General features: G+C 71.6%; 14 protein-coding genes. 4 read left to right on the forward strand and 10 right to left on the reverse strand.

All coding sequences use genetic code 11. The features are described 5' to 3' along the window. Window positions 1-5: 5 nt before the first annotated feature. Entirely contained in the window at window positions 6-1,397 is a 1,392-nt protein-coding gene (locus CU254_RS09405) for a class II 3-deoxy-7-phosphoheptulonate synthase (protein ID WP_009075001.1), read from the forward strand. A gap of 37 nt (window positions 1,398-1,434) precedes the next feature. Here CU254_RS09405 and CU254_RS09410 read toward each other — a convergent pair whose 3' ends face one another. The 5 genes from CU254_RS09410 to pknB all read right to left on the reverse strand — a co-directional run bounded on the left by CU254_RS09410 (window position 1,435) and on the right by pknB (window position 7,282). After that, window positions 1,435-2,715: a wax ester/triacylglycerol synthase domain-containing protein gene (locus CU254_RS09410; protein ID WP_009075003.1), complete on the reverse strand. Its 1,281-nt coding sequence runs from the start codon at window positions 2,713-2,715 to the stop codon at window positions 1,435-1,437. Window positions 2,716-2,832: 117 nt separating this feature from the next. Beyond that, entirely contained in the window at window positions 2,833-3,516 is a 684-nt protein-coding gene (locus CU254_RS09415) for a hypothetical protein (protein WP_009075006.1), read from the reverse strand. Further along, complete coding sequence (locus CU254_RS09420; protein WP_009075008.1) at window positions 3,516-4,994, reverse strand: flotillin family protein; 1,479 nt, start codon at window positions 4,992-4,994, stop codon at window positions 3,516-3,518. The genes CU254_RS09415 and CU254_RS09420 overlap by 1 nt, the downstream gene beginning before the upstream one ends. 66 nt (window positions 4,995-5,060) lie before the next feature. Further along, a complete protein-coding gene (locus tag CU254_RS09425; RefSeq protein ID WP_009075010.1) occupies window positions 5,061-5,270 on the reverse strand; it encodes a hypothetical protein in 210 nt (69 codons plus the stop codon). Continuing rightward, window positions 5,267-7,282 carry a Stk1 family PASTA domain-containing Ser/Thr kinase gene (gene pknB, locus CU254_RS09430; RefSeq protein ID WP_009075012.1) on the reverse strand — a complete coding sequence of 672 codons (2,016 nt, stop codon included), beginning with the start codon at window positions 7,280-7,282 and terminating at the stop codon, window positions 5,267-5,269. The genes CU254_RS09425 and pknB overlap by 4 nt, the downstream gene beginning before the upstream one ends. 92 nt (window positions 7,283-7,374) lie before the next feature. Between pknB and CU254_RS43995 the strand changes: the two genes are divergently transcribed. Further along, a complete protein-coding gene (locus CU254_RS43995) occupies window positions 7,375-7,743 on the forward strand; it encodes an Rv2175c family DNA-binding protein (RefSeq protein ID WP_009075013.1) in 369 nt (122 codons plus the stop codon). 58 nt (window positions 7,744-7,801) lie between these two features. Here CU254_RS43995 and CU254_RS44000 read toward each other — a convergent pair whose 3' ends face one another. Then, entirely contained in the window at window positions 7,802-8,290 is a 489-nt protein-coding gene (locus tag CU254_RS44000) for a hypothetical protein (protein WP_234392810.1), read from the reverse strand. Continuing rightward, window positions 8,266-8,952 carry an MFS transporter gene (locus tag CU254_RS44005; protein WP_234392811.1) on the reverse strand — a complete coding sequence of 229 codons (687 nt, stop codon included), beginning with the start codon at window positions 8,950-8,952 and terminating at the stop codon, window positions 8,266-8,268. Before CU254_RS44005 ends, CU254_RS44000 begins: the two co-directional genes overlap by 25 nt. A gap of 22 nt (window positions 8,953-8,974) precedes the next feature. Here CU254_RS44005 and CU254_RS09440 point away from each other — a divergent pair, with 22 nt between their 5' ends. Then, window positions 8,975-9,523 carry a CGNR zinc finger domain-containing protein gene (locus CU254_RS09440; protein WP_050788136.1) on the forward strand — a complete coding sequence of 183 codons (549 nt, stop codon included), beginning with the start codon at window positions 8,975-8,977 and terminating at the stop codon, window positions 9,521-9,523. A gap of 5 nt (window positions 9,524-9,528) precedes the next feature. Next, window positions 9,529-9,948 (forward strand): pyridoxamine 5'-phosphate oxidase family protein, encoded by a 420-nt coding sequence (locus tag CU254_RS09445; RefSeq protein WP_009075019.1) that lies wholly within the window; start codon window positions 9,529-9,531, stop codon window positions 9,946-9,948. Here CU254_RS09445 and CU254_RS09450 read toward each other — a convergent pair. From CU254_RS09450 to CU254_RS09460, 3 genes are read right to left on the reverse strand one after another with little or no spacing between them, the layout of a single operon-like run. After that, window positions 9,920-10,843, reverse strand: a complete 924-nt coding sequence (locus CU254_RS09450) for a phytoene/squalene synthase family protein (protein WP_037713072.1) — start codon at window positions 10,841-10,843, stop codon at window positions 9,920-9,922. The genes CU254_RS09445 and CU254_RS09450 overlap by 29 nt on opposite strands. Continuing rightward, the gene (crtI, locus tag CU254_RS09455; RefSeq protein WP_009075024.1) at window positions 10,840-12,315 is read right to left on the reverse strand and encodes a phytoene desaturase family protein; all 1,476 of its coding nucleotides are present in this window, start codon (window positions 12,313-12,315) and stop codon (window positions 10,840-10,842) included. The genes CU254_RS09450 and crtI overlap by 4 nt, the downstream gene beginning before the upstream one ends. Continuing rightward, complete coding sequence (locus tag CU254_RS09460; RefSeq protein ID WP_037713075.1) at window positions 12,315-13,406, reverse strand: polyprenyl synthetase family protein; 1,092 nt, start codon at window positions 13,404-13,406, stop codon at window positions 12,315-12,317. The genes crtI and CU254_RS09460 overlap by 1 nt, the downstream gene beginning before the upstream one ends. Window positions 13,407-13,440 lie beyond the last annotated feature (34 nt).

Genomic DNA, 13,440 nt, shown 5'->3' on the forward strand with positions numbered 1-13,440 from the left:
GACGCGTGAACTGGACAGTCGACGTTCCCGTAGACACTCTCCCCGAGCTGCCGCCGCTGCCTCCTGAGCTGCGGGACCGCCTCGACACCGCCTTGTCGCTGCCCGCCGCGCAGCAGCCGGAGTGGCCGGACGCCGCGCTGGCCAAGCGGGTGCGCGGCGTGCTGGAGAGCGTGCCGCCGATCACCGTGCCCGCCGAGATCGACCGGCTGAAGAACCGGCTCGCCATGGTGGCCCGCGGGGAGGCGTTCCTGCTGCAGGGCGGCGACTGTGCGGAGACGTTCGAGTCCAACACCGAACCGCACATCCGGGCGAATCTGCGCACGCTGCTGCAGATGGCCGTCGTGCTCACCTACGGGGCCAGCCTGCCGGTGGTGAAGGTCGGCCGGATCGCGGGCCAGTACGCGAAGCCGCGCTCGTCCGGCACCGACGCGCTCGGGCTGCCCGTCTACCGCGGCGACATCATCAACTCGCTCGTCGCCAAGCCGGAGCTGCGGGTGCCGGACCCGGGCCGGATGATCCGCGCCTACGCGAACGCGGGCGCGGCGATGAACCTGGTCCGCGCGCTCACCGGCGCGGGCATGGCCGACCTGCACCAGGTGCACGACTGGAACAAGGACTTCGTGTCCTCGTCGCCCGCGGGGGAGCGGTACGAGGCGCTCGCCGCCGAGATCGACCGCGGCCTGCGGTTCATGAACGCCTGCGGCGTCACCGACTCCTCGCTGCAGTACACCGAGATCTTCGCCAGCCACGAGGCGCTGCTGCTCGACTACGAGCGCGCGATGCTGCGGCTGGACCAGGCCGACGCGGCCAACCCGAAGCTGTACAACCTGTCCTCGCACTTCCTGTGGATCGGCGAGCGCACCCGGCAGCTCGACGGCGCGCACATCGCGTTCGCCGAACTGCTGTCGAACCCGATCGGGCTCAAGATCGGCCCGACGACCACGCCCGAGCAAGCGCTGGAATACGTCGAGCGGCTCGACCCGCGCAGCGAACCCGGCCGGCTCACGCTGATCTCCCGGATGGGCAACGGCAAGGTCCGCGAGGTGCTGCCGGCGATCGTGGAGAAGGTCGAAGCGTCCGGGCACAAGGTCATCTGGCAGTGCGACCCGATGCACGGCAACACGCACGAATCGTCCACCGGCTACAAGACCCGGCACTTCGACCGCATCGTCGACGAGGTCCAGGGCTTCTTCGAGGTGCACCGCAAGCTCGGCACCTACCCCGGCGGCATCCACGTCGAGCTGACCGGCGAGGACGTCACCGAATGCCTCGGCGGGGCCCAGGAAATCTCCGACGTCGACCTCTCCGGCCGCTACGAGACCGCCTGCGACCCCCGGCTCAACACCCAGCAGTCGCTGGAACTGGCCTTCCTGGTCGCGGAGATGCTGCGCGGCTGATCTTCCCGCCTCGTGCGCGCCGGCCAGGCACCGGCGCTCACGAGGCGGCCAGCAGCTCGGCCGCCGACTTGGCCACCGCGTCCCGCAGCGACCCGAGGTCCGCCACCGCCTCCGCGTTCGCCTGCAGTCCGATGTGGACACTGTCGCGGTAGTGCGCGACCGCGATGCCCACCGCCTGGTGCGGGGCGAGCGGCACGAACGGGTACACCTCCGCGAGCGGCGCACCGTCGAGCGCGTAGCGAGCGGGTGGCAGCGGCACCGTCGTCACCACCAGATCGAACAACAGCGGCGCGGCCAACCCCGCGGTCCGCGTCCCGAGCCGATGCAGCGCAGCGGGCATCCGGTCAGCCAGCAGCGGAAACGCCCCTGCCCCGCGAGAAGGACCGGCCGCCTTGTTGCGCGCCATCGCCGCGCGCACTTCGGTCAGCCGCCGCACCGGATCGTCCACTCCGATCGGCAGATCGCACAAATAGCCGGAAAGCTTGTTCCCGCCCCATTGCTCGGCCGCCCTCCCGCGCACGCTCACGGGAATCAGCGCGCGCACCGACCGTCCCGTCGCGCGGATGCCGCGGTTGACCAGCCATTCGCGCAAGGCGCCGGAAAGGACCCCGAGCACCACGTCGTTCGTGGTGCCGCCGTGCGTTCGCCGGATCCGGCGAAGGTCAGCCGAGTCCAGCCGGGCGAAACCGAGGCGTCGTTCGGCGGAGGCGGGCGCCGCCAGCGGAAGGCACGGCGGACGCGCCGCCCGGACCACCGACGACGCGATTCCCGCTGTTTCCAACGTGTCCCGCACCGCGCTCAGCGGCGAACGCGGCCGCGGGATCCTCGGCGCGGGCTGCGGGACCGGCAATCCGTCGAGGAGTCCCGCCGCGACGGCGTACGCGCCCGCGCCGTCGGTGAGCGCGTGGTGCAGTTTGAGCAAAATCGCGAAGCTGCCGTCCGCGAATCCGGTCACCACAGTGAGTTCCCACAGTGGACGGTGCGGGTCGAGCGGTTCGGCGATCCACCTCGCCGCGAACTCCGGCAGCGGGTCCGGGTCGTACAGCGTGGTCAGGCGGTGCTGGCGAAGATGTTTCACTGCCTGGAAATCCGGGTCGTCCACCCACGTCGCGGAGCCGGGCGGGAAGAGCCCGGCGCGGATTTTCCGGCGCAGCGGCGCGACAGTCGCCGCCCGACGCGCGAGCAGCGCGGTCAGCCGGTCCGGATCGACCGGCTCCTCCGGCGCGAAAACCAGGGCCGCGCCCATCTGCATCGGCGCGGTTTCCCTGGAGAGGCACAGAAAAGCGACATCGAGCGAGCTGAGCGGGGCAGGAGCCATGGTCCACCATCCAACATCCGGCGTCGAGTGCGAAGGTCGAGGGCGAATGTCACGACACTACTCGGGTGTGACCGGCGGACGGCCGCAATGTTTCGCGGGCGCTAATTCCCCGGGATTTCACTCGCCCGGGGCACGGCGCGGCTGCCGCTGCGGCAACCCGGGGCCTCTGGTTTCGGTCACCTCGGCGGCGATCTGCCGCATCGCGACGCCGTTGCCCGGCCGCTTCGGCAGCCCGGGCCACAGTTCGCCGGCTTCGAGCGCCGCGGCGCGCAGGCGTCCGCCGTCGAGTTTGGTGTGCGTTTCCGGGATCTCGCGGTCGAGCCACTGCACGATCACCTTCAGCGGACCGGCGCTGGGCAGCGGCCACACGAAGACCGGATGCTCGTAGTGGAATTCCGACCCGCTGCCTTCCTCGACGCGCAGCACCGGTTCGTGCGGTTCGCCCGCGCTCGGCACCGAAACGGTTTCGGAACTGGCCCGTCCGCCGTCCGGGAACAGCACGCCGACCAGCAGCGAGTTGTAGTCCGGGATGCGCCGGTGGCCGATCAGCGGCGCGCCGTCCATCCGGTCGCGCGAGTACACCGCGATCCGCAGCGTCATCGCCTCCGGCCACACCTCGACCGCGCGCAGCGCCACGATGGTGCGCTCGGACCGGCCCAGCGGCGTCGGCCACGGCACCAGCGCGGGCACGATGTGGTCGGCGGGCGGGCCGGTCCACGGACGGCCCTCGTAGCCGAACAGCTCCCGTTCCCGGACCGGGAACAGGGGTCGCTCGCGAGGACCGTCCGTGAAGAAGCTCATCAGTCCTCGCGAGGGGCGAGGCCGCCGTCGGCGCCGGACTGCTTGGGGCTGCCCATGGCGTCCATCAGCTGGCGGGCGAGGCCGAGGCCCGTGCCGCCGAGGGAGAGCGCCTTGGTGAACATGTCCGACATCCCGTCCGCGCCGTTCAGGACCACCATGTGGTCGACATTGCCGAAGGCCTGCGCGCCGGCTTCGACGATCTCCGGCCAGCGCTCGGCCAGCTGTTGTGCTACCACAGCCTCCTGGTTCTCCGCCAGTGCAGCCGCGCGCGCCTTGATCGACTCGGCTTCGGCGAGCCCCTTCGCCTTCGCCGCCTCGGCTTCGGCCAGACCCTTGGCCTTAGCCGCTTCCGCGTCCGCGAGCCCCTTCGCCTTGGCGGCCGCCGCTTCGGCCTCACCCGTGGCCTTCGTCGCGCTCGCGCTGGCTTCCGCGCGGGCCTTCGTGGCCTGCGCTTCGGCCTCCGCCGCGGTCTTGACCCGGGTCGCGTCCGCGCCCGCCCGCAGCTCGGTTTCCTTCGCCTGTGCTTGCGCGCGGGCGATTTGCGCGTCGCGTTCCGCGTCGGCGGTCGTACGCGTTTCGTACGCCTTCGCGTCGGCCGGTTTGCGGACCTGCGACTGCAGCCGCTGCTCGGACAGCGCCGCCTCGAGTTCGGCGGCCCTGGTCTCCTGGACCACGACCTCCTGGCGCGCGGTCGCCTCGGCCAGCGGACCGGACTGGCTCGCCTTCGCCTTGGCCTGGTCCACCTCGGCCTGGTACCCGGCCTGCTGGATCTGGCTTTCCCGGATCGCGCCCGCCTTGCGCGCGGCGGCGACCTGCTCGGCCTCGGTGGCCTCCTGGTCGCGCTGCGCCTCGGCGATCCGCGCCGCGGCGGCGATCGCGGCCGCGTGCGGTTTGCCGAGGTTGACGATGTAGCCGGACTCGTCGTCGATCTCCTGGATCTGCAGCGAGTCCACGATCAGCCCGAGCTTGATCATCTCGGTCGCCGACGACTGGCGGACCTCGCCGGTCAGCGCGTCGCGGTTGTGGATCATCTCCTCGATGGTCAGCCCGCCCACGATCGACCGCAGATGGCCGGAGAACAGCTCGTGGATGGTGTCGTTCATGCCCTTCTGCTGGTCGAGGAACCGGCGGGCGGCGTTCGCGATCGAGGCGAAATCGTCGCCGACCTTGTAGATCACGACCGCGCGCACGGTGACCGGCAGACCCTGTTTCGTCACGCACGAGACCTGCAGGTTCACCCCTCGGGTGTCCAGCGACAGCCTGCGCGCGGTCTGGAAGCCGGGCAGCACGTTCACGCCGCGGCCGGTGACGATCTTGAACCCGAGGCTGTCGGCGGTCTCGGTGCGCTCGACCCGGACGCCCCAGCCGGAGATGATGAGCGCCTCGTTCGGCTCCGCCACTTTGTAGAGGATCCGCAGGAGCCCGAACAGCAGGATCACGGCCGCGACCGCGATCACCACGATGACCCAGATTTCCATAGCCCTCGCCGCACTTTCCGTATTCAGCTGGCACGGCGCTCAGGCGCCGTCAGCACTGCGACGCGGTCAAGAGCGCAACGGTTGCCACCTTTCCACGTAGACCGTGCGCGGGGGTTCGAAATCGACCACCAGGACGGGGGTTCCCACGGCGAAAGTCGTCTCCGGTTCGGCCGGATAGGCGTAGAAGGCCTCGGTGCCGCCGCGGACGCTCAGCAGCACCTCGCCGATCAGCCCGGGCCCGACGGTGCCGGTCACCCGGCCGCGGCTGCCGATCATCCGCCGAACCCCCGGATCTTGACCTTGGTGCCCTTGGGCACGAACGAGCCGGGGGCCGGGTCCTGCTCCAGCACGAAGCTGAAGCCGCCGTGCCCGTGGCCGTTGCCGTCGCCGCCCTTGCGGTCGACGTCGAGCCCGGCCTGTTTGAGCAGGTCCGCGGCCTGGTCGAACGGGCGGTACCGGACGTCCGGCACCTGGACCGCGTTCGAGACCCAGACCTTGACCTTCTTGGTCCCCGGCTGGCCCGGGCCGGGGTCGGTGCGGGTGACCGCGCCCGCGGGGACGTTCTGCGAGAACTCCTCGCCGCCGTCCTGCGGCTGGAACCCGGCCTGCTTGAGGATCTGGAACGCCTCGTCCTTGGACCGCCCGGTGACGTCCGGGACCGGCGGGAGCGGTTCCTGGCCCTTGGACAGCACCAGCGTGACCTGGCCGCCGATGTCCACCGGAGTGCCCGCCGCCGGGCTCACGCTCAGGACGGTGCCCTGCGGCGCGGTGTCGCTGTACTCCGGCGTGCCCTGGACGACGGTGAGCTTCTGCGCCTGGATCGCCTTCGTGGCCGCGTCGAGCGAGGAGCCGACGCGGATGTCCGGCACCTTCGGCTTGCCCTTCGACACCACCACGGACACGGTGGCCTCCTGGTCGAGCTTGGTGCCCGGGGCCGGATCCACCTTGATCACCTTGTTGGCTTCGACGGTGTTGTCGAACTCCTGGCTGTAGCGCGGGTTCAGCTTCGCCGCGCGCAGCTGGTCGCCCGCCTCGGCCTGGGTCAGCCCGGCGAGCTTCGGCACCGTCGTGGTCGTGACCTTGGCATCGCTGAGGATGAACGCGAACGCGCCGATCAGTCCGCCGAGCACCAGCACCCCGGCGATCGCCAGCGCGATCATCTTGCGCTTGCCGCGCGGTTTCGCCGGTTCGCCCGCTGCCGGGGGGCCGGCGGGCGGCGGTGCGGCCGGGGGAGGGGCGACGGGCACGGCGCGGGTCATGGCGCGCGTGCCGCGCGGGCCGGAGACCGGCATGGTCTGCTGGTCCAGCGGAACGTTCTGCTGGACCGCCGGGATGTTCGGGAGCGTCCGTTCGACGTCCGACACGCGGTCGCCGTCCGGCGGCGGGGGCACCGGCACCGCGACCGGCGGCAGCCCCAGTTCGGCGCGCGCGGCGTGCAGCTGCGTCAGGAACTCGGTGGCGTCGGCCGGGCGCTGCTGCGGGTCGCGGCGGGTGGCGCGCAGAATCAGGTCGTCGAGCACCGGCGGCAGGTCCGGCCGCAGCTCGCTCGGCCGGGGGACGTCGTCGTTCACGTGCCGGTAGGCGACCGAGATCGCGGTGTCGCCGGTGTAGGGCAGCCGGCCGGTGAGCATCTCGTACAGCAGGATGCCCGCCGAGTACACGTCGCTGCGGGCCGTGGTGTCGCCGGTGGCGACCTGTTCGGGGGCCAGGTAGCCCACGGTGCCCAGGATGACGCTCGAGCTCGTGGTGCCCGCGCTGGCGACCGCGCGGACCAGGCCGAAGTCGCCGACCTTGACCACGCCGCCCGCGAGCTGCCCGCTGCGGCCGATGAGCACGTTCTCGGGTTTGACGTCGCGGTGCACCAGCCCGGCGGCGTGCGCGGCGGCCAGCGCGGCCAGCACCGGCTCGGCGACGCTCAGCGCGAGCGAGACGTCCAGCTGGCCCTGCTCGTCCAGCAGGTCGCGCAAGGTGCCGCCGTCGACCAGTTCCATCACCAGGAAGGCGAGGCCGGTGTCCTGGCCGGCCGGGGTGTCGAAGCCCTGGTCGTGCACGGCGACCACGTTCGGGTGATGCAGCTGGGCGGCCGAACGCGCTTCGCGCACGAACCGGTCGACGAACGACCGGTCGTCGGCGAACCGCGGATCCATGATCTTGATCGCCACCGCCCGGTCGAGACGGGTGTCGAGGCCCCGGTAGACGGCCGACATCCCGCCCCTGGCCAGCAGCTGGTCAACGCGGTAGCGGCGTTCGAGCAGGGTGCCGACGAGGCTGGGCTGGGTGCGCGTCACGGTGGGCAATCGTACGGAAGGCCGCGCGTGCCGGGGCGGGTCACCCGTGCGTACCAGTGGGCCGGACGGGGGAATGTGGCACAGTGTCACGTGTGAGTGGGATTCCTGTCGCCGACGACATCCTCGACGCCGCGGTCGCGGTCAAGCCGTTGCCGGAGGTGGCGGCCGCATTGGGCGTCTCGGCCAACAAGGTGCGCCAGATGCTGAGGGACGGCGAGCTGATCGCCGTCCGGCGCGACGGCGAACTCTGCGTGCCCGGCGATTTCTTCGTGAAGGACGGCATCGTCAAGGGGCTGGCCGGCACCATCACCGTGCTCGCCGACTCCGGATTCAGCCGCACCGAGATGCTGCGCTGGCTCTTCACCGCCGACGACACGCTCCCGGGCAGCACGCCGATCAACGCGCTGCGCACCAGCCACGGCACCGAGGTGAAGCGGCGCGCGCAGGCGATGGCTTTCTAGCCGTTCCCGCAGTGCTCCGGACGGGCTGATCGACGCGGTCAATCGGCCTCCGGCGCCCCTAACGGACTAGCCGCGTGCCGACCGTCCACAACGGATGCGCGACCGCCGCGACCGCCTGCATCCCCGCCGCCGCGGCCAATCCGGCGGCGGGGGAACAGGCGGCCAACGGTCCGGCCACGGCGTTCCCCAGCGCGATCCCGGCGATCTTGATGCTCGCCGCCGTGGTGAAGACCTGCGCCCGCATTTCCGGCGGCGCTTCCCGATGCCGCACCGCGAACAACGCCGCCAGCTGCGGTCCTTCGCCGACCCCGGTGAGCGCCACCGCGGCCACGAGCAACGCCGCATCCGGTGCCACCGCCGCCCCGGCGAGCCCGAGGCCGATGGCGACAGTGCTCAATCGCACCGCGCGGTTCGGCGAATACGACCGTCGCGAAAGGACCGCGTTCGCCAGCAACGACGCGACGGACAATCCGACGAGCAACAGCGTCCCGTATCCCGCGCTGCCGAGCCGCTGCGCGCCGATCAGCGGATAGCAGACGAACGCCATCCCGATCCGACGCACGACAAGGTCGAGGTCGCGGTGGACTGTCGCAACGCGGGGTTGCGCACGAGAACCACTGCCGCTTCAAAGAAGCGCGGCCGCTGCTTTTCGGCGCTCCGGGGAAGTCGCCACGCGAACGGCACCGCGATCAGCACCAACACGCCGGCGACGACCACTGCGGCTGGTGCCCCCGCTGCCGTGGCGAGCACCCCGGCAAGCCCCGGTCCGACGAGCGCTGCCGCGGTGAACGTCATCGCGTCGAGCGTGCTCGCCTTGCCGAGCTTCTCCGCCGGGACGAGTGCGGGCACCTGTGCCGTCCACCCGCCGCCGATCGCCGGTGCCAGCAGCCCAGTCCCCACCGCGATCGTCACGACCAGCGCAAACGGCACCGCTCCGAAGAGCGCGGTAATCGCCGCAAGCCCTACCGCATAGCCGACCAGTCCCATCGCGAGGATCCGGCCGGGGGTACGAGACCGGTCCAGAACCGCGCCCAGCAACGGCCCGCCGACCGCCGCCGCGACCGTGAGCCCGGCCAGCAATGTCGACCCCGCGACCGCTCCCGAAGCACCCACGCCCAGCAGCAACACCGCCGGACTGGACAACTCGTCGCCAGTGCGCGCGGCGGTCGCCCCGGTCAGATACGCCGCGAATCTGTAACGGCTTGGCACTGACAAGATGTTACAGTGGCTCATGCCTGGAACGCAGCCGGATTTCGCGGGCCGCTCCGCCCGAGACGCCGTGCGCCGTGCCGTAGCGCTGCTCGATGTGCTGCTGCGGGAGGACCCGGCGCCGAAATCGGTAGCCGCGGTGCTAGTCGAGTACGGAGAACCGCAGCCTCAGCTCTCCGCGCGCGACGTGGCTGAGCTGCGCGCCGCCGCGCTGGAACTGCGGGAGGTCTTCGCCGCCCCAGACGCTGCTAGGGCCGCTGAGGTGTTGAATGCGCTGTTTGCCGCCCACGCCGGACCCCCGCGCCTGACCGCGCACGACGAGAACTTCGGCTGGCACCTGCACATCGACTCAGCCGACGACGGGCCGTGGGGTACCTGGCTGATCACGTCGTCCGCGCTGGCCCTGGCCACGTTGCTGGCCGACCGCCAGAGCGTCCCCGGCGGCCTGTGCGCGTCGCCCTCGTGCGGTAAGCCCTTCGCACACCTAGGCGGCGGCAGCCCGCGCCGGTACTGCTCTACCCGTTGCGCCACAAGGGAACGCGTCGCCGCCCATCGCGCCCGGCTAACCTGACCGGCATGGAGACTCTTTCCCTGGCGGACTTCACCAGCTTCGTCCGAGCCAACCCGCTGGGCGTCGTCGCCACCACTGCTCCGAACGGCCACCCCGAAGCGGCTCTGGTCAGCTTCGCGGTCACCCCGGACGGATCGCTGCTGTTCAACGCCCACCACACCACCCGCAAGGTCGCCAACCTCCGCGCCAATCCCCGCGCCGCGGCGGTAATCGGTTGCACTGGCACGATTTCAGTCCAGGTGGAAGGCGAGGCAGTCCTCGAATCCAGCACCGATGCCGCGCAGATTTACCTGGAGCAGTTCCCCGGTTCCCGCGCTCTCGACGAGGCTTTCGCCCTCCTCCGCCTGACCCCGGATTGGCTGCGCTCCTACGACGCCAGCGTCGAACCGGCGCGGGTCAGCGAAGGCGTCCCGGCCTGGCAGTGAGCCGTCGCACCAGCGCAGGCAACGCGACCGCGACCCGCCGCCCCTTGCCGACGACCGCGCGCCGGTTCAGCACGGCGTAATCCATCGCCTCGATCTCGTCCAGGATCCCCTCGTACAACGTGATCGCCGTCCGGACGCACGGCCGAGACTCCGGGCGCAGCAAGGAAATTCCTGCCTCCGCCCGTCGATACACCGCCCGCGTCCGCGAAACCGCCACCGCCAGCGCCGCCCGCACCCGGGGATCCGGCCGGTTGCTCCGTCGCGCCTCCAGCAACACCGCCCGGTCGACCCCGAACGCCGCCAACTCCTCGGTCGGCAAATACAACCGCCCGCGATCCAGATCCTCGCCGACGTCCCGCAGGAAATTGGTCAGCTGAAACGCTTCCCCCAACGCGGCCGCACTCGGCGCGGCTTCCTCCCGCGGCACGACGGTCCCGAACACCGGCAACATCTGCAGCCCGATCACGCAAGCCGAACCGTAGATGTACTCGGCGAGATCGGCGTAAGTCGCGTACTCCGCGACCGTCAGATCCATCCGCATGGAATGCAGGAACGCGTCCACCAGATCCCGGCGGATGTCGTAGCGGCGCACGGTGTCCGCGAGGGCCGCCAGCACCGGATCGACCGGCGCCCGGCCGTCGTAGACCTCGTCGACGAGCCCGGCGACCTTGTCCAGCGCGACCGCCGGATCGGTGCCGGGCTCCGGGTTGTCGACCAGCTCGTCGGCCATCCGCGCGAAGCCGTACAGCGCGTGCGCGGCCGGCCGGGCCCGCGCCGGAAGCAGCCGGGTGGCCAGGAAAAACGTGCGGCCGTGGTGGGCGTTGATGCGCCGGCACCGCGTGTAGGCGGCGCGCAGCGCGGGCTCGGCGATGCCGGCCGCGTCCAGCTCGCTCACCGTCCGGTGATCCTTTCCGCGGCGAGCCGCCCGGAGATCAGCACCGGCGGGATGCCGACGCCCGGCGTCGTCCCGCATCCGGCGAGCACCACGTTTTCCGCTGCCCGCACCAGGTTCGCGGGCCGGAACGGGCCGGTCTGCGGGAAGGTGTGCGCGAGCGAGAACGGCGTCCCGGCGGCCAACCCGCGGGCCGCCCAGTCCGCCGGAGTCAGCTGTTCGTCCACAATGTACTCTTCGCGGAACCCGGTGAGACCGCGCGCTTCCAGCGTGCGCAACAGTTCTTCGCGATAAGCCGGTCCGACGCGCGCCCAGTCGATCGGGCCGGTGTTCAGGTTCGGGGCGGGAGCGAGCACGGAGACGATCTCGCCGCCGTCACCGGCGAGCGTCGGCTCTGTCGCGGTCGGGCGCGTGACCAGCAGCGAAGGATCGCTCATCAGCTTGCCCTCGCGGACGATCTCGGCGAAGGTGCGTTCCCACGCCTGGCCGAAGAAGATCGTGTGGTGGTCCAGTTCCGGCCACGACCGGTCCGCGTGCCCGTGCAGCACGAAGGCCGACGGCGAGTACTTCAACGGCAGCACCCGCCGCGGACGCGCACCGATCAGCCGGTAAGCCGCCGAAAGCTCTGTCGCGAGCACCACGGCGTCACACTCAATACGCTCGCCCGAGCGCGTGCGTACAGCGCGTACGCGGGAAGACACTCGCTCAAGCCACGCAGCTTCCGTGCCGAACCGCAGTTCGGCACCAGCGCGCGTCGCAGCGTCGGACATCGCGCGGGCGATCGCGCCCATGCCGCCGCGCGGGTAGTACACGCCGCCGACGGTGTCCATGTACGCGATGACGCCGTACGCACCGAGCGCACGCATGGGGTCGAGACCTGCGTACAGCGCTTGAAAGGAGAAGAGCCGCCGTACGCGCTCGTCGCGCAAGAAGCTGGCGACGCGCGGCCCTAACCGGCCGAAGCCGCCCAACGCGGCGAGCTTCACCAGTTCCGGCCGGACCAGATCCAGCGGCGAATCGAAGTTCGCGCCGATGAAGTGGTCCTTCTGCGCCGCGTACAGGTCGGTGAGCCACCGGCGCAGCCGCCGGTAACCGTCCGCCTCGGCCGGACCGGCGAACGACCGGATCTCGGCCTCCATCGCCTCGCCGTCGGTGTGCACGGCGAGCGTGCTGCCGTCGGCGAACCGAGCCCGGTACGCCGGATCGAGCCTGGTCAGCGGCACCGTGTCGGCCAGCGAGGCGCCGACCGCGTGCAGGGCTTCGTCGACCAGTTCCGGCATGGTCAGCACGCTGGCCCCGGTGTCGACCGCGTTCGCGCCGAAATCCTGCTGCCCGGCTCGTCCGCCGGGCATCTTCTGCTGTTCCAGCAGTGTCACCCGGCGTCCCGCGCCGAGCAGGTGCAGCGTCGCCGACAGCCCGGCCAGCCCCGCGCCGACGACCACCACGTGGTCGGCGGGCCCGTGCACCGTCCGCATCAGAACTTCCGCTGGGTAGCCAGCCGGATCAGCCCGGCGAGCGCCGACGGGGCGGGCTCGGCCAGGTGCGCGCGGTCGAGCGCGGCGTTCGCGGAGGCAGTCAGCTCGTCGATCTGGCGTTCCACCGCGGCGACCGCGCCGACTGAGGTCAGCGCCTCCCGCACCCGGTCCACCGTGGCGCCGGCCAGGTCGGCGGCCCCGATCGCGTCGGCGATCACCTTCGCCGCGGCGTGGTCGCCCCGCTCGGCGGCCAGCTGCAGGCCGAGCGCCACGAGCAGGGTGCGCTTGCCCTCGCGCAGGTCGTCGCCGGCGGGCTTGCCGGTCACCGACGGGTCGCCGAACACGCCGAGCAGGTCGTCGCGCAGCTGGAACGCCACGCCGACGTCGCCGCCGAACTCCAGCAGGGTGGCGATCAGCTGCTCGTCCGCCCCGGCGAGCGAGGCGCCGAGGTGCAGCGGCCGCTGGACGGTGTACGCGGCGGTCTTGAGCCGGTCGATCCGCAGCGCGGCCTCGGGCGAAGCGTCGCCGACGGCCTGCGTGCGGACGTCGAGGTACTGCCCGGCGAGCACCTCGGTGCGCATCGCGCGCCAGGCCGGCCGGGCCGCCGCGATCGTCTCCGCGGGCAGCGGGGCCTCGGCGAACATGTCGTCGGCCCAGGCCAGCGCCAGGTCGCCCACCAGCACCGCGCTGGCCAGCCCGAACACCGACGGCGAACCGAGCCAGCCGCGTCCGGCGTGCAGTTTCTCGGCGGCCACGTGCACGGTCGGCCTGCCGCGGCGCGAATCGGAGGAGTCGATGAGGTCGTCGTGGATCAGCGCGCACGCCTGGATCAGCTCCAGGCTCGCGACCGCCTGCAGCGCGCCCTCGGCGAGCGGACCGGAAGCCGCGCCGCCCGCGCCGCGCCAGCCCCACCAGGCGAACGTCGGCCGGATCCGCTTGCCGCCGCCCAGCACGAACCCGGACAGCGCCTCGATCCCGGCCGCGACGCTCGGCTCGGTGCGCAGGATCTCGCTCCCCGCCCGGCCGAGGAAATCGGCCAGCGCACGCTCCACGTGCGCGGGCAGGTCGGCGTCGAATCCGGGCGCGTCCATGCCTTCATCCTCCGGGACGCGGGCGGCGCGGGTC

It is taken from the genome of Amycolatopsis sp. AA4 (genome assembly GCF_002796545.1).
Taxonomy (GTDB): domain Bacteria; phylum Actinomycetota; class Actinomycetes; order Mycobacteriales; family Pseudonocardiaceae; genus Amycolatopsis.